This window comes from Bacillus sp. FJAT-45037, from assembly GCF_002797325.1.
GTDB lineage: Bacteria > Bacillota > Bacilli > Bacillales > Bacillaceae_D > Alkalihalophilus.
Map to the genome: position 1 here is coordinate 2871016 of NZ_KZ454938.1, position 15560 is coordinate 2886575.

General features: G+C 40.7%; 20 protein-coding genes. 9 read left to right on the forward strand and 11 right to left on the reverse strand.

Going from position 1 to position 15560, the window contains the following annotated elements; all coding sequences use genetic code 11:
• Positions 1-36: 36 nt before the first annotated feature.
• A complete protein-coding gene (locus CDZ88_RS14510) occupies positions 37-456 on the reverse strand; it encodes a pyridoxamine 5'-phosphate oxidase family protein (protein ID WP_100374226.1) in 420 nt (139 codons plus the stop codon).
• Between the two features lie 320 nt (positions 457-776).
• Complete coding sequence (locus CDZ88_RS14515) at positions 777-1310, reverse strand: YwhD family protein (protein ID WP_100374227.1); 534 nt, start codon at positions 1308-1310, stop codon at positions 777-779.
• 143 nt (positions 1311-1453) lie between these two features.
• On the opposite strand from CDZ88_RS14515, the gene CDZ88_RS14520 reads away from it, so the two are divergent.
• Complete coding sequence (locus CDZ88_RS14520; RefSeq protein ID WP_100374228.1) at positions 1454-1639, forward strand: 2-hydroxymuconate tautomerase; 186 nt, start codon at positions 1454-1456, stop codon at positions 1637-1639.
• A gap of 68 nt (positions 1640-1707) precedes the next feature.
• Here the strand turns inward: CDZ88_RS14520 and CDZ88_RS14525 are convergent, their stop codons facing one another.
• The 5 genes from CDZ88_RS14525 to CDZ88_RS14545 all read right to left on the reverse strand — a co-directional run bounded on the left by CDZ88_RS14525 (position 1708) and on the right by CDZ88_RS14545 (position 6126).
• Positions 1708-2211 carry a YwgA family protein gene (locus CDZ88_RS14525; RefSeq protein ID WP_100374229.1) on the reverse strand — a complete coding sequence of 168 codons (504 nt, stop codon included), beginning with the start codon at positions 2209-2211 and terminating at the stop codon, positions 1708-1710.
• A 13-nt stretch (positions 2212-2224) separates the two neighbouring features.
• Entirely contained in the window at positions 2225-3523 is a 1299-nt protein-coding gene (locus CDZ88_RS14530) for an HD domain-containing protein (protein WP_100374230.1), read from the reverse strand.
• A gap of 102 nt (positions 3524-3625) precedes the next feature.
• Positions 3626-4375, reverse strand: coding sequence for a tRNA pseudouridine(38-40) synthase TruA (gene truA, locus CDZ88_RS14535; protein WP_100374231.1), 750 nt, complete (start codon positions 4373-4375; stop codon positions 3626-3628).
• A 101-nt stretch (positions 4376-4476) separates the two neighbouring features.
• The gene (locus tag CDZ88_RS14540) at positions 4477-5718 is read right to left on the reverse strand and encodes a dicarboxylate/amino acid:cation symporter (RefSeq protein ID WP_100374232.1); all 1242 of its coding nucleotides are present in this window, start codon (positions 5716-5718) and stop codon (positions 4477-4479) included.
• Between the two features lie 183 nt (positions 5719-5901).
• The gene (locus tag CDZ88_RS14545) at positions 5902-6126 is read right to left on the reverse strand and encodes a YuzB family protein (protein WP_100374233.1); all 225 of its coding nucleotides are present in this window, start codon (positions 6124-6126) and stop codon (positions 5902-5904) included.
• Positions 6127-6331: 205 nt separating this feature from the next.
• Here CDZ88_RS14545 and CDZ88_RS14550 point away from each other — a divergent pair, with 205 nt between their 5' ends.
• On the forward strand, positions 6332-7171 hold the full coding sequence (locus tag CDZ88_RS14550; RefSeq protein WP_100374234.1) for an octanoyl-[GcvH]:protein N-octanoyltransferase: 840 nt from the start codon (positions 6332-6334) through the stop codon (positions 7169-7171).
• An 84-nt stretch (positions 7172-7255) separates the two neighbouring features.
• Complete coding sequence (locus tag CDZ88_RS14555; RefSeq protein WP_100374235.1) at positions 7256-7918, forward strand: type 1 glutamine amidotransferase domain-containing protein; 663 nt, start codon at positions 7256-7258, stop codon at positions 7916-7918.
• 239 nt (positions 7919-8157) lie between these two features.
• Here CDZ88_RS14555 and pta read toward each other — a convergent pair whose 3' ends face one another.
• A complete protein-coding gene (pta, locus tag CDZ88_RS14560) occupies positions 8158-9144 on the reverse strand; it encodes a phosphate acetyltransferase (protein ID WP_100374236.1) in 987 nt (328 codons plus the stop codon).
• Between the two features lie 283 nt (positions 9145-9427).
• On the opposite strand from pta, the gene CDZ88_RS14565 reads away from it, so the two are divergent.
• Together CDZ88_RS14565 and hemQ are read left to right on the forward strand one after the other, a co-directional pair.
• A complete protein-coding gene (locus CDZ88_RS14565) occupies positions 9428-10171 on the forward strand; it encodes an enoyl-CoA hydratase/isomerase family protein (RefSeq protein ID WP_100374237.1) in 744 nt (247 codons plus the stop codon).
• 130 nt (positions 10172-10301) lie between these two features.
• The gene (gene hemQ, locus CDZ88_RS14570) at positions 10302-11051 is read left to right on the forward strand and encodes a hydrogen peroxide-dependent heme synthase (RefSeq protein WP_100374238.1); all 750 of its coding nucleotides are present in this window, start codon (positions 10302-10304) and stop codon (positions 11049-11051) included.
• A 324-nt stretch (positions 11052-11375) separates the two neighbouring features.
• Here hemQ and CDZ88_RS14575 read toward each other — a convergent pair whose 3' ends face one another.
• Positions 11376-11822: an Lrp/AsnC family transcriptional regulator gene (locus CDZ88_RS14575; protein ID WP_100374239.1), complete on the reverse strand. Its 447-nt coding sequence runs from the start codon at positions 11820-11822 to the stop codon at positions 11376-11378.
• Positions 11823-11990: 168 nt separating this feature from the next.
• Here CDZ88_RS14575 and CDZ88_RS14580 point away from each other — a divergent pair, with 168 nt between their 5' ends.
• On the forward strand, positions 11991-12623 hold the full coding sequence (locus CDZ88_RS14580; RefSeq protein WP_100374240.1) for a YitT family protein: 633 nt from the start codon (positions 11991-11993) through the stop codon (positions 12621-12623).
• Positions 12624-12828: 205 nt separating this feature from the next.
• On the opposite strand, the gene CDZ88_RS14585 is transcribed toward CDZ88_RS14580, so the two are convergent.
• Positions 12829-13254 carry a hypothetical protein gene (locus CDZ88_RS14585; RefSeq protein WP_100374241.1) on the reverse strand — a complete coding sequence of 142 codons (426 nt, stop codon included), beginning with the start codon at positions 13252-13254 and terminating at the stop codon, positions 12829-12831.
• Positions 13255-13808: 554 nt separating this feature from the next.
• Here CDZ88_RS14585 and CDZ88_RS14590 point away from each other — a divergent pair.
• The 3 genes from CDZ88_RS14590 (at position 13809) to gerQ (ending at position 15021) form a co-directional block, all read left to right on the forward strand.
• Complete coding sequence (locus CDZ88_RS14590) at positions 13809-14240, forward strand: cell wall hydrolase (protein WP_100374713.1); 432 nt, start codon at positions 13809-13811, stop codon at positions 14238-14240.
• A 26-nt stretch (positions 14241-14266) separates the two neighbouring features.
• A complete protein-coding gene (locus tag CDZ88_RS17500; RefSeq protein ID WP_157796570.1) occupies positions 14267-14431 on the forward strand; it encodes a hypothetical protein in 165 nt (54 codons plus the stop codon).
• A 77-nt stretch (positions 14432-14508) separates the two neighbouring features.
• Entirely contained in the window at positions 14509-15021 is a 513-nt protein-coding gene (gene gerQ / locus CDZ88_RS14595) for a spore coat protein GerQ (protein WP_232718653.1), read from the forward strand.
• Between the two features lie 49 nt (positions 15022-15070).
• On the opposite strand, the gene CDZ88_RS14600 is transcribed toward gerQ, so the two are convergent.
• Positions 15071-15445, reverse strand: a complete 375-nt coding sequence (locus CDZ88_RS14600; protein WP_100374242.1) for a DUF423 domain-containing protein — start codon at positions 15443-15445, stop codon at positions 15071-15073.
• Between the last annotated feature and the right edge of the window lie 115 nt (positions 15446-15560).

The window sequence follows — 15560 nt, forward strand, 5'->3', positions numbered from 1 at the left end:
TACACTGACATTCCAGTGCAGGTCGACTTAATTCATTTATAGCTCTAACACTTTCGGTTCTTCTCCGCTATTCATTAAGCGTATCATCGTTGGTTTGATCTCTAGCACAATGTACGAAGGGTCTTCTGGTCCATCAAACCATCTTTCAAATTGCTCATTCCAAATCTTCTTTTTGAGATCTGCTGAGTCACGGATTAATGCCTTTCCTTCTATTTCAACGTATTGATCGCCATATCCTTCTCCGTCATAACCGAGCAAGATATGTACATGTGGATTTTGTTCGATCTCTTCTGCTTTATGCGTATCTTTATCTGTTGGCGAGAACAATGTGAAATCTTCATTATAAAACGACATATAACGGGAATGCGGCTTATTATCTTTGACTGTAGCCAATGTACCGACCTTTTGATTGCTTAGCACTTCAAGAATTTTTGACTTTAGTTCCTCTTGATTCATTCCTAAACAGCCCCTTTAAATAGTTTGTACAAATAGTATTCCTTATCTGCATGAAGCTTAAACAAGTATTTATCGAGGGCTGATTTAAAGTATTGGCTGTGAACCGATCTAGTGTACATTCGTACAATTCACTTCTTTTTTATGTAAATGTAAAAAAGCACGAAAGCCAAGTGGCTTCCGTGCTTTTTCGTGTCCTAGTATAAATGTGTTTTTATACTACCTCAAGTTTACTCTCTCTAAGCAAAAAGCTCAAGTAGGCAGTTCAGTGTTCAAAAATCGTTCAAACTTGTTTACTATTTGCTATTTACAAATCGATATTATTATTCTCCCAAACCGAGAAGAGCTTCATGTAACGCTTTGTCCGAGTGTTTCCACATCTCTTCATTGTGAGATTTCAAGAAATTGGCAAGGATCTTTTTTGATACATCGTCCATACCCTCTACAATGATCTGACCTTTTAATGATTTATCCATTCTATTTACATGTTCAGGTAAACTCTTGTAGCCTCGACGAATTTCCGTATCAACCGTCATCTCACACCCAGCTACTCCAGCATAGTAAGGCTTGCTATCTTTATATTGAATCGCTACCCAAACGAGCCAGTATAGCTTACCATTTGGCACATCTTCTTTGTTTGGTAAGAACTTAATGCGCTTTTCTACCGCAGAACGGGCATGAAGAGCACCCATGTCTACAAAAGCTTCTCCCTCTGCTGGGTCAACGAAAATAGGTGAAATATTGTCTAAGTTCATGACACCCGCTCCGTAGCCACCATGGCCTGATGTCGAGTCGCCACTTAAAATAGTGAAGCCACCTGTCTTCTTTTTCAAATTATCATTGTTTAATAAATCCATTCTCGCTCATCCTTTCTTTCTCATATCTATCTTAATCACTTTATGCTCTCGTTCTATTTTTCTCCCCTCATTATACACAATCCTCGTTTGTTCTGAAAATGTTTGATAAAATGAGTGTATTCATACATAAAGGAGCGATTATTATGCCTATCGTAACCGTACAACTTTTAGAAGGCCGTACAGATGATCAAAAGAGAGCACTAGTAGAGAAGGTGACAGATGCAGTCTCGGAAACAACAGGAGCACCTGCAGAACGTATTTCTGTCATCATTGATGAGATGAAGTCTACTAACTTCGGTGTTGGTGGAAAGCGTCCGTCTGATCAGTAAGCAAAAAAGGTCTGAGCCGCATCCCGGCTCAGACCTTTTTTAAGAGCTGCCTACATATATCATCTACTCTACTGAACCAAACTTTCGATCGACTCAATATAGGTATAGGCTTTTTCAAAATCTTCATCTGAATAGTTTTGTTTGCGTTTTAGAGTTTGAACTTTTTCCTTGACCTCATCACGTGCAAGTTCGTCAAAATACAACAGTGTCGATACGAGCTCTAAGAACCGTGAGCTTTGTTCGTTCAAGCTTTCGAACAACGGTCTCACTTCTGGTAAGTCAAATTGATACATATTTAAAAACTTCGAACCCTCAGATGATAGGGCATAGCGATACTGATAATAATTGCCTTTATCTTCTTTTGTTTCAGCAACAAAGCCAAGATTACATAGCTCTTCCATTCTAAGCGATAATTCCTCTGAGTACGGTCCGAACATGTGGAATTTGTATCTCTCAGAAAAGGAGAGGTTCATCTTTTTAGCAATGTATATAATCTTTTGCAGCTTTTTTCGGCCAACAACCTCACCTGCTTGCAAAAAGACCGCCATAACATTTGCGTGGTCTTTTAACAACCTTCACTCCCCCTTATTTCTGTAAAATCTCGAGTATCCGCTGTTTAATCTCTTTATGTTCGCGCACGTCCTCTAAGCAGTCGAGCGGAAAGTACAATTTATGATCTGTTCGCTTCTTACCAGATATCGCTTCAACGACATCGGACTCTCTTGATAACTCACGGATCTTTCCGTTTGGCAAGACGAGGTGAATCGGTAAACGTTCCTCTTCTTCTCCAGGACGATAAAAATCATAAGGCAAGTCTGAGGAGGAATCAACAACTAAATAGTAGTCTGGATTGAGATCTGCTTTTTTAAACAGCTCTTGCAATTCCGGCCAGTCATTCATTCGTTGATTTGGGTTGAATTCGACATATTTGAACAGGCGTCTGTTATTGAATCGTACACAAAGATCCTTTAAAATGCGATCCTCTTCTTCCTCCCAAATTTGAAAATAATAGAGGGTTATCGCCTCATCTAATCGTAAATAATCCTTCAAGCTCCCTTTTTCATAAAAAAAAGAATGAAAATGTTCAGGCTTTTGCTTAAACTCATACCCGTTTAGATGAAGCTCCTTTGCACGCTTAAAGATTTTCGTTAAAATCACTTCCGCACTGCGCGTAACTGGGTGGAAATATACTTGCCAGTACATCTGGTACCGACTCATAATATAGTCCTCGACCGCATGCATTCCACTCTGTTTGATCACAACTTGATCTTCCATCGGGCGCATCACACGAAGAATTCTTTCCATATCAAAGTGGCCATAGCTTACCCCTGTATAATAGGCATCCCGTTGCAAGTAATCCATACGATCGGCATCAATTTGGCTTGAGATAATGCTTGTGACAAGCTTGTTGGAATACGTCTTCTCGATGACATCGGCCACAGCTTGAGGAAAGTCCTTAGAGACATTCGAGAGGACTTCATTAATTTCTGTATCCCCTAAAATAATTTCACGTGTCCACTCTTCATGGTCCATATCGAAGACCTTTTCAAATGAATGAGAAAAAGGCCCATGACCGACATCATGCAATAAAGCTGCACTAAGGCTTAGAAGACGTTCATCCTCATCCCAGTGAGGGCGTCCTTTGAACACATCGACAATGCGTCGTGTGATCTCATAGACCCCTAGTGAGTGATTGAACCGCGTATGCTCTGCACCATGGAATGTGACGTAAGTCGTTCCAAGTTGACGGATTCGTCTTAAACGTTGAAATTCCTTCGTTCCAATCAGCGCCCAGATTAATTCATCACGCACATGAATATAACGGTGCACAGGATCTTTAAATACTTTCTCTTCTTCAAGTTGTCCATAATATGGAGTCGTCATGGCCATTTCCCTCTCTATCCGTTCATTCTAGTGCCTCTATTATACAGAAAGACCATGATTCTGTCGCCTCATCTAGGATTCTTTACAAGTTCTTAATGAAGATTAGTATCCCTTTTTTTGTTCTACTTTCTCTAAGTATAGCCCGCGTGCCTCTGCCATGTGACGAACAAGACTACGCTCTTTTGCAGCAAGAAAATCGGCTACATCATCAGCTTTTACTCGACCAAGACCAACTTCAATCATCGTCCCAACCATTTTTCGAACCATATTGTACAAGAATCCTTCTCCTGTCACTCGAATATGGATCATCCCGTCAACCATATCCCATTCAATGGAATCTACGGTGCGCACGTTGGACTTTTTCTGTGATTTCGCATTCGAAAAAGATGTGAAATCGTGCTCGCCAAGAAAGTGATCCGCTGCTTTTTTCATTTCGTTCACATCCAGCGGTTGCTCGATATGCAAACTATACTTGCGCATGAACGGCTGTGGATGCGGTGCATTCCAAATTTTATATAAGTATGTCTTACCCGCCACATTGTACCTTGCATGGTAGCGTTCATTCACCGATCGAATTTCTGTAATGCTAATGTCTTGAGGTAAGAATCGATTCAAGTATTTTTCAATCTCTCTGTCATCTATTTTTGTTTTCGCCTTGAAATTGGCCACTTGAGCAAGCGCATGGACCCCTGCATCTGTTCTTCCACTTCCGACAATCTCAATTTCCGTTTCAAATAATTTTGACAACACCGCTTCAATCTTTCCTTGAATCGTATTGTCTGTATTTCCTAGTCTTTGCCATCCGTTGTAACGGCTACCGTCATATTGAATCTTCATCATATAATTGTTCATTTTTTTAACTCCTACTGTTTGGATTTGGTTTGCATAATTATTATTCTCTCACGCAAGAAAGCGTATAAGCACGATTCGTCTCATACGCCTTTTCTTGATTCTTATAAAGCTTGGCTTGCTTGTTTTTTCACGGTACGGTGCTTTTCTTCTGTACGATCGACAATGAGCGCACATGAAGCATCACCCGTAATGTTGACAGCTGTTCGTAGCATATCTAAAATACGATCAACCGCTAGTACAAGAGCAATTCCTTCGACTGGTAAACCAACTGAAGATAAAACCATCGCAAGCATGATCATTCCAACCCCAGGTACACCGGCTGTTCCGATACTTGCTAATGTTGCTGTTAGTACGATTGTCAGTAGATCTCCTGTCGATAACTGGATCGCATACACTTGTGCGATAAACACTGTCGCGACAGCTTGCATAATCGCCGTCCCGTCCATGTTAATCGTTGCACCAAGTGGTTGCACAAAGCTTGAAACAGGCTTTGATACGCCTAGCTTTTCTTGTGCCGTTTTCATCGACACAGGTAACGTAGCACTACTACTTGACGTACTAAATGCTACAGTCATAGCCGGGAAGAAGTTTTTAAAGAAGTGAATTGGGTTTTGCTTAGCAAAAAATGCAACAAAGCCTCCATATGTGACCAGTGCATGTATGAATAGACCTAAAGTAACTGCTAGCATATACATCAGCATCGAAGACAACACATCAAAGCCTTGTTGACCGAGTGCTGAAGCAATTAAAGCAAATGCTCCGTATGGCGCAAGCTTCATTGCAATTGTCACAAGATACATCATGATCTCATTACCTTGTTCCATTAACCTCATCACACCACGAGTCTTATCCCCCAGTTTGGCCATCGCTAGACCAATCAATACCGCAAATGCGATAATCTGAAGCATTTCACCTGCTGCTAAAGCTTCAATAGGGTTAGATGGAATGATATTAAGTAATGTTTCCATAACAGGTGGTGGTTCTTGTGCTGAGAACTCTTCTGTCGCATCACCCATCAATCCAGGATCACCTGGTTGAATAATAAATGCTACCGTTAAACCAATTACTAAAGCAATCGTCGTAGTCAGTAAATAATACCCGACCGTCTTACCACCAATCCGACCTAACTTTTTCGGGTCGCCCATTCCTGCTGTACCAAGTACAATAGAAAAGAATACTAAAGGAACAACAAGCATGGTAATTAATTTAAGAAAAAGCTGCCCGAGTGGTGTCAAGAAATAGGCGTCTGCTACTTCGAATGCGCCAGGCGCCCATGCATTAAAGGCTAATCCTACCCCTACCCCTAGCAAAAGAGCTATTAAGATCTTTTTTGTTAAGCTCATATGAAACCATCTCCTCTTCATCTTGCCTATCATCGCATAATCTAATTTTTAAGAAAATTTGACATTCTATTTCTATACCCACCATTACCTTGACACAAACTAAAATGAACCAAAAAGTAATGGTCGACATTTTTTGTCCATTTCCTTAAAACAAATCCTGACTTAAAGAATAAGTCAGGAAGTTTATTTTTTCAACTTTTTCTGTACTTTCTCTAACACTTGATCTTCATCAGGTGCTGCCACGGGGCGGTTATTTACGAATACAAATGACTTTTTTCGGCCTGGTCCACAGTAGGATTGACAACGCACGTCGATCTCAGCGGCGGGATCGACTTTCTTTAAGCGTGGCACCAATGTCTTAATGTTTGTCGCTTGGCATTCGTCACAAATACGAAACTCGTTTGCCATCATCATAACCCTTTCTATTTTTAGATAATCTATTCAACGCGAAAGTTTGTTTGTCTGCATAATGTCCGTTTTTTACACGGACTATTCAACAGTATATCACACTCTTGAATTGCCGCAATCTAAAAAAATGAAGGAACCAAAACTGAAGGAAGGCAACCATGATATAATAATGAATAATTACGTATGTTTAAAGGAGATCACCACCATGACAAACGCAGGAGCTACAACATTTACCAACACATGGAGGTTTTTGGATCACTCGACTCTAGGACTGAATTTTAATGCCCTTCAATCGTTTGCTTATGACGACACATTATGTGCTTCAGCCGGTCAATCGGATCAAGTTTCTACTCTTAGAAGCTGGGTGCACCATGACACGATTGTCCTCGGTACTCAAGATAGTCGTCTCCCACATATAAATGATGGAATAAACTATTTAAAAGGGTTCGGCTACAACGTCATTGTCCGCAACTCAGGTGGGTTAGCGGTAGTGCTTGATGAGGGTGTCCTTAACCTATCACTCATTATGAAAGAAGATAAAGGCATCTCAATTCATGCGGGCTACGATTTAATGTTCGACCTAATTAGAGAGATTTTTGCCCCTTATCAGATGAAGATTGAGGCTTATGAAATTGTTGGGTCCTATTGTCCTGGAAGTTATGATTTAAGTATTGATGGTCGTAAATTTGCTGGGATATCACAACGCCGCATCCGTGGTGGCGTGGCTGTACAAATTTACCTTTGTCTTACAGGGAGTGGTTCCACACGCGCGGAGGTTATTCGTGAGTTCTATCACCGAGCCGTACAGGGCGCTCAAGTGAAATTTGAGTACCCTCGTATTCAACCTGAAACGATGGCCTCCTTGTCTGAGTTACTCGACGCGGAATTAACAGTACAAAATGTTTTACTACGCACGCTACAAACGATGCAGCAGCAAGGAGCTCGCCTTACGAATGCTACATTAAGCGCTGATGAAATGTCACGCTATGAGCAGAACTATATACGAGTCACAGAACGCAATAACCGATGCCTACACACAATGTGAGCATCGGTTTTTTTTATGTTTGATTACTTGTCGTAAGGGAACCTTATTTATGTACATCTTGAAAATAGACGAGGAGGATGTTTCATGTCTAAACGTATTTTAATGGTTGTGACCAATCATACAACGATTACGAGTAATCAGAAAACTGGGTTATGGTTAGAAGAATTTGCCGTTCCATATAACCTTTTTAAAGAGAGAGGACATACTGTTCATGTGACCAGCATTTCAGGTGGCGATGTTCCACTTGATCCAAATAGCCTAGAAGGTGCAGATAAACCCGAATGGACCGAAGCTAAAGCTCTGTTAAATGACACAAAAAAGCTCACCGGTGAGTTCACAAGTGAATATGATGCTATCTTCCTTCCTGGTGGACATGGGACAATGTTTGATTTCCCAGACAATGAAATATTGCTATCAGTGATCCAAACCTTAGCGGAAGAAAACAAAATTATCGCCGCTGTTTGCCACGGACCAGCCGGTTTAGTCAATGTGACGTACAAAGACGGTACGCCGCTTGTCAAAGGCAAAAAAGTAAATGGCTTTACAGATGAAGAAGAAAAAGAAATGCAACTTGAAGAGCAAATGCCATTCATGCTTGAAGAAACACTGCGCGAGCGTGGCGGAGAATTTGTTTCAGGTGATAAATGGACGGCGTTCTCCGTTCGAGACGGGAACCTCATTACGGGGCAAAACCCAATGTCGAGTGAAAGTACTGCTTTAAAAGTGATCGAAGCTCTCGAAGAATAAATAAAAAACATCCAAGCGACCAAAATCGCTTGGATGTTTTTTTGCTGAATCGCTATATGAGGGAGTTTCGCGCGAATCGTCTACATTTCCGCGCGAACTACCGGTTGTTCCGCGCAAGATCAAATCATTTCCGCGCATATAGAGCCGCTTTTCGCGCAAACGCAGCAAGAAAATGGAAAAAGAGGTAATCACCCTCTATTTCATCGCCGCTTAGCGAGCCCTTCCGCTTTTCTTTCTCTTTACGCTTGTTGGTTGATGGCTTGCATGGCTGTGATGAGTGATAGCTTGTACACATCTGCTGCGTTACAGCCGCGTGATAGGTCGTTGACTGGTTTGTTTAACCCTTGTAGGATTGGTCCGATTGCGTCGTAACCACCTAGGCGTTGGGCAATTTTGTATCCTAAGTTTCCTGATTCAAGACTTGGGAAGATGAATACATTTGCTTGTCCTTGAAGTGGGGAGTCTGGTGCTTTCTTTTGAGCGACAGCAGGTACAAAAGCTGCATCAAATTGGAACTCTCCATCAATCACTAAATCAGGACGTGCCTCTTGAGCGAGCTTCGTTGCTTCTGATACTTTTTTCGTTTCGATTGAAGAAGCTGAACCTTTTGTTGAGAAGCTTAGCATCGCAACCTTCGGATCAAGACCAAATACTTTTGCTGTTTCAGCTGTCGCAATAGCGATTTCTGCTAACTCTTCACTGTTTGGTGCAATGTTGATTGCGCAATCTCCGAATACGAACTTTTGCTCTTCTTTTACCATAACGAACACACCAGATGTACGCTTAATGCCTGGTTGTGTTTTGATGATTTGAAGTGCCGGACGTACTGTATCTCCTGTAGAGTGAGCAGCACCACTCACAAGACCGTCTGCTTTCCCCATATGAACAAGCATTGTCCCGAAGTAGTTCACATCAACAAGTTTCTCTCGTGCGCTCTCTTCTGTTTCTTTTCCTTTACGACGTTCAACAAAGGATTGAACCATCTCGTCCATTCCCTCATAATTATGCGGATCAAGAATGACTACACCTTCTCCTAGTGTAATTCCTTGTTCGCTTGCTTTCGCTTTGATCTCTTCTTTATTTCCAATAAGAACTGGTTTTACGACTTTATCCGCTGCTAATTTTGCCGCTGCTTCTAAGACACGCTCATCCGTTCCTTCAGGTAAAACGATTGTCGGTTGGTGTTTTTCAACTTTCTCGGTAATTTCTTTAAATAAATCACTCACGATTTATTCCTCCCTCTTCATGCTCGAACATTGATATATACAACAAGGATACTCCTGTTATCTATAAAAAGGAACCGCTTGTCTCAATGTTATTAAAGTGTAAATTTTTTAAAAACTCATACACATCAAGCGTTCAGAGCCCATTTGCTTACTACATCTAGGGTGAAACGCTTTCAACCTTCTTAGGATTTACAAAGGATATTTCAAGTATGTGTCGAAATTCAATACGAACCGTCGATATTACTGAGATCGATAACTACAAGAAAACAAGGAGCGTGAGGAAATGAGTCAAGAAATCGTTTTGTACAATGTATTAGATCAAGTGGCAACCATTACGTTGAATCGCCCACATGTAAAAAATGCGCTAGACACCGATATGCATGCAGCTCTATATCGTGCATTTGATGAAGCTAATCGTGATGAGTCCGTAAAGGTCATAGTTCTTGAAGGATCGGATGGCGCGTTTAGCGCAGGAGCTGACTTAAAGAGCATCGCCACTGAAGAAGTTGGCTCGCTTGATTACGGGTATTACCTACGCGAAACCTACAATAAGCTAATCTTACAAATGATGAACATTAAAAAGCCGATTGTGGCGCACATCAATGGAATCGCTGTCGGTGCTGGACTGAGCATTGCACTCGCATGTGATTATCGTGTCGCAGCAAGAGAAGCAAAGCTTGGGTTAGGCTTCATGAAAATTGGTCTAGTACCTGATGCTGGTGCATCTTATTTCCTCCCTCGCCTCGTTGGTCTAGGTAAGGCAACGGAGCTAGCACTAGGAGAGATCATTTCCGCAGAGGAAGCCGAACGTATTAACTTGATTAACCAAGTAGGTACACCAGAGAAATTGGTTGAACATTTAAAATCGGTATCCCTTGTTGCGTTCGGTCTAATGAAGAAAAATTTCCGCGAGGGCTTTAGCCAAAGCTTAGCTGACGTACTTGAAACAGAAGTTGAAACACAACGGATTGCTGGTGCAACAAAGGAACACAAGCAAGCTGTAATGCAGTTTGTGAACAGAGGATGACATTTCGGGCCAAAGTGATCTATACTTTGGCCTTTGTTATTTTTGGATTAGTATCGTTTATGGTATAGTAACGAGTGATGAACGTTCATAAAAATTAACTATACATACAGATGTAAAGGAGTGTTCTAAAATGAATGAAGCTGCTAAAACACTTGATGGTTGGTATTGTCTACATGATTTCCGTACAATCAACTGGCCAGCATGGAAAACATTATCTTCTGAAGAACGCCAACAAATCGTCAATGAATTTATGACGATGCTAGAAAAATGGGGTGTAGCTGAAAAAGCGGGCAACGGAAGCCATGCAGTCTACACAGTCGTTGGCCAAAAAGCAGACATGATGTTCATGTTACTTCGCCCAACGATGGAAGAAATAAACGAGATTGAAAATGCCTTCAATAAAACACGTTTTGCTGAGTTTACCATTCCAACTTACTCTTATGTCTCGGTTGTCGAGCTTAGTAACTACATGGCTGGTGAGAGCGACGAAGATCCATACGAAAACCCTCATGTACGTGCTCGCCTGTATCCAGAGCTTCCTAAAGCAAAGCATATTTGCTTCTATCCAATGGACAAGCGTCGGGAAGGCGATGATAACTGGTACATGGCATCAATGGAAGACCGTCGTGCGATGATGCGTAGCCACGGAATGATCGGTCGCAGTTATGCAGGAAAAGTTAAGCAAGTCATTACAGGATCGGTTGGTTTTGATGATTGGGAATGGGGCGTCACATTATTTGCTGATGACGTTCTTCAATTTAAAAAACTCGTCTATGAAATGCGTTTTGATGAAGTGTCTGCACGTTTCGGAGAATTCGGTTCATTCTATGTCGGAAACATTCTGACACAAGAAAACCTACCGGGCTTTTTCCACGTTTAAAAATTTGATAAGACTGACTTTGAGATTCACTCAAAGTCAGTCTTTTTTTACTTATATCTAACAATTTACATGATTAATAATATCAGTTCTAATGATACAAAGTTCCATCCCCATTACTTAAAAGTAACCGCTCTTTTATTCAACATCCTTTAACCAAACCGAATAAAGCGGCGATCAGTAACTTAGGTCATAACATCACCTACAAAATCATTGCCGAGGGATTTGAAAAAGTTGAGCAAGCGGAATTCCTTAAAAGTATCAACTCACATATTGGACAAAGGTTCCTCTTCCATCGTTCTCTGACTTCCGCGGAAGCCAGCTTGTTTATGTTTCTTCTCGAAGTGGCAGGACAGCACGGTATGGAACAGGTGAACCAATGACTGTTGACGTATTAATATTTCCAAACGGGATCAGAGAATCAATTAAGATCCTCATGCTATTCATCGAGGGAACGGCCGCCTTTAAAAAATAACTCACTTCCCCTGTCACCCTATGACATTCAATGATTTTCTCTTCTTTTTTGACCAACTCTTCAAATTCTTGCAAAGGCACCTTTAAGCCACTAACTAAAATGATCAGTAAGATCTCACGTCCGACGGCTGGTAATGAAATTCTAGCTGTGTACTCCTCGATCACTCCTTTTTCATGCAACCTCTGCAGTCTCTCTGACACACTAGGCCGACTTAACGCTAATTCCTTGGAAAGCTCACTAATAGTTGTCCGTGAATTTTCTTGGATCAATTCTAATAATCTGCTATCTATTCGGTCCATACGCTCACACCTTTTCATTTTGATTTAAAAATGGATAAAAACCCTTCACTTCGAATGAGAAATCAATATTTTTCATTCATTATACTATGCAAAAAGACCTAAATACAGATTAAAATTATAGTTAGTATACTGTGCGGTCTTTTAAATTTTTGTGAGGGTGTGAAGCGTATGAAAAAATGGTCGATGATCTTTCTAGCAATTGTCATCACAAGCTTTGGTGTGATTCTTTTAAAACATGCCAATATTGTTACGGGCGGAACTGCTGGACTTTCACTAAGTGTTGCGTATCTCTTTAGTCTTCCTTTTGGTTTAACATTCTTCTTAATTAATATTCCATTTTATATATTTTCTATGGTACGAATGGGTTGGAATTTCACATTTACAACGATTATTTCTGTTAGCTTGTTGTCTCTTGTTACAGGGATTGATTATTTCCTTCCCGCATTCTCTATACCAATCTGGATTGGTGCGATCGTCGGTGGACTCGTAATTGGAATTGGGCTTTCACTTCTCTTTATGAACGGATCTTCTTTAGGGGGAGCCAACATCCTTGCTCTGTTCTTGCAAAAGCGCTGGAATTTCGACCCCGGTAAGACAACATTCGTCTTCGATTTCGCTGTCGTGATGACTAGCTTTTACACAGTCGGACTTGTTCGGGGCCTCGCCTCCATTGTCTCAATTGCTGTGACTGCTCGAGTCATCAGCTACTTCAAAGGTGAAATAGCCAAACGGAGTCAACAAACGACAAAGAAAAACGTTCTACAATCACAGCCGAAACATCGTGTACCATTAGCTGAGTAAAATAAAGTACGAGAAAACACATCGAATGCACATTTAACGGGTTTACTTGTGAGGTGCAAAAAGGAAAAATACAGATAAAATCACATGTTAAAGCACACAACTTTCACAACCCAAATCACAGTGAAAAAGGCACGAAGAATTTGTTCTTCGTGCCTTTAACAATCATATTTGCTTGTTGAAATAACGCATCCGTTAGCACAATAAACTACGATTCTTCAGAAAAGATATCAGGCAAGTCATCTATAAACGCTATTAGTTCATTTGCATCGTTTGTCTTTAATACAACCCCTTCATTATCTAAAATAACAAATGTCGGGAACTCATTTATTCCCAAAACTTCAACATAATCATCAAACTTACTGGAATCAGGGAAGAGATATGAATATAAATGTAACTTTCCTACTGGAACATTAAATGAAAAGTAAGTTTCAAATTCTCTTCTAAGGTCCTCATTTGTTTCTGTTTCTTCCCAGTTTTCAGAAGGTAATGCACTCCAAAAAGAATATAGATGATAGTGATTTTCTTCATCAGGTTTCATTTGACCCATGAGTCTAATTTCTTTTCCTCTTTCAAAATTAGCGCAACCTGTAATCAAAGATAAACAAAGAATAAGCAATATAAGGTTTTTCAATAAATATCCACCTCTCTTATTTCTTTAACAATATAAAACAATCTACTTAAACTCTTCTGCTCGTTACTTTAAGTGCATTAATTCGCAAAGTCTGTTTATTCCTTTCATTTATTTTAACACAAATATCCAATTTCTTCTTTTTTACAATGACATTCACATGATAAATCGCAGCGAAATCACAAGAAGGAAATATTTATTTCCACCTGTGTGAATGACTTTGTGATTTCATGTCTATTTAGTGATAAAACATTGATATATCAACAAAAAACACAAGTGATTTCATAGTAGAAATCACTTGTGTTTTTGCTTGTGAATGGCTTGTTTGCACCTCTGAAGTAAACCCGTTAATGCACATTCGATGTGTTTTTTATTGAGCACTTCCTCTTTTTCTATCAATTTGGAATAAGCCGTCTCCCCCTTTCATATAGTCAAGTAACAGTTATGCTTTCGCCAACCTTACTGCCCTTTATAACTTGAGGCGTGGCAAAACGCTCCTCGAAGTGGGAACCTCACAACAAGATGGCATACATCAACTTTGAATGGAGGTGGGAAAAATCGCAGTCATTAAAACGAACTCAAATGATATCGACATCCTTGCTCGACTAATGCGCGCCGAAGCTGAAGGCGAAGGTGAACAAGGAATGATGATGGCTGGAAATGTCATGGTGAACCGCGTACGCGTAGGGTGTCTAGATTTCAGTAACGTCACATCTGTTCCACAAATGGCCTTTCAGTCACCAGGCGGATTTGAAGCGGTCCAAAAAAGCTACTTTTATCAACATTCAAGAGAACGAGACAAACGATTAGCACGACGAGCCGTCAACGGAGAACGCGCGTACCCAGCTGAATTTGCACTATGGTTCTTCAGACCAGACGGACCATGCCCGGCACAATGGTGGGGCCAATGGAATTCCGGCCGCTACAAAGCACACTGCTTTTACACACCACTAGCATCCGAATGCGAAGAAGTCTACAACACATATTAGACAAAAAAAGCGGAAGGGCTCGTTTAGTGGCGTATGAAATGGAGGGCGGTTACTTTTTTTCCATTTTATTGCTGCATTTGCGCGGAAAGCCCATAGATTTGCGCGAAAATGGCTCAACCTTGCGCGAAAAAGCAACCATTTCGCTCGAAAGCGTCCATACTTTGCGCGCATCCGCTTCAGAAACTTTATGAATAGACGAAAATACAACGTACATCAGTAAGAATATGGAAAAATAACATAATTAGACTAGAAAAAGGGGCGATGAATAGTGCATCAAAATTGGAATCAGCAATTCCCACAGCAACAGGATGATAAAAATCAGGCGATGGGTACACAACAAGCTTATAACCAACCAATGCAAGGAGCACAAATGCAACAACAGCCAGCTCAACAAGGCCAACAAGGTCAAGGTCAGTTTTTCTCTGCACAAAACTATCAAATTCCCGGGTTTATTCAACAACAGCAAATGGGCGGCGGCATGCTACCAATCGAGCAATCATTTATTGAAAACATCCTTCGTTTAAACCGCGGAAAGATTGGTACGTTTTACATGACCTTTGAAAATAATGAAGAGTGGAACGCTAAGATCTTCATAGGTAGAGTGGAGGAAGCTGGTCGTGACCATATCGTCATTAGTGATCCGGAAACAGGCATGTATTACCTGCTCTTAATGGTCAATCTAGATTATGTAACCTTTGATGAGCCGATTGAATATGAATATCCATTTAACGGATTGCAAGTAGGGCAAGGAGCACCACTTGCTCAATATTCCCCGCGTTGATGATGAAAATAAGCGCCTCTGCGTTCATAGCAGCGGCGCTTTTCGTCTTTTATAACCCTCGTACAACTGCTAAGCCTACAAGTACCCAACCGATAATAAATGCCAAACCACCAAGAGGAGTGATCGCCCCAAGCTTGGTTACGCCTGTTAAGGCCATCGCGTAAAGACTTCCAGAGAATAGAATAATACCGATTAAAAAGCTCCATCCAGCTCCATTTAATAGACTAGAATTCGTTAATTTTAAGGCAATAACTCCTACAAATAAGAGCCCAATTCCGTGAATCATATGATATTGAACACCAGTTTGGAAATTCTTCATCATTCGCTCAGATAATCTTGGTTCAAGTCCGTGTGCGCCAAATGCTCCAATTGCTACAGATAGTCCCATCACAATGCTTCCGAGTAAAATAAATAATTTAGCCATTATTCTCGCCTCTTCCAATTATCATTTTCATGCTATGTATAATTCATTTTAGAATAGCATAATGACCCACTTTAAACAAAAAAAGAAAGAGACCCCTACCTCAAGGTCGATAGGA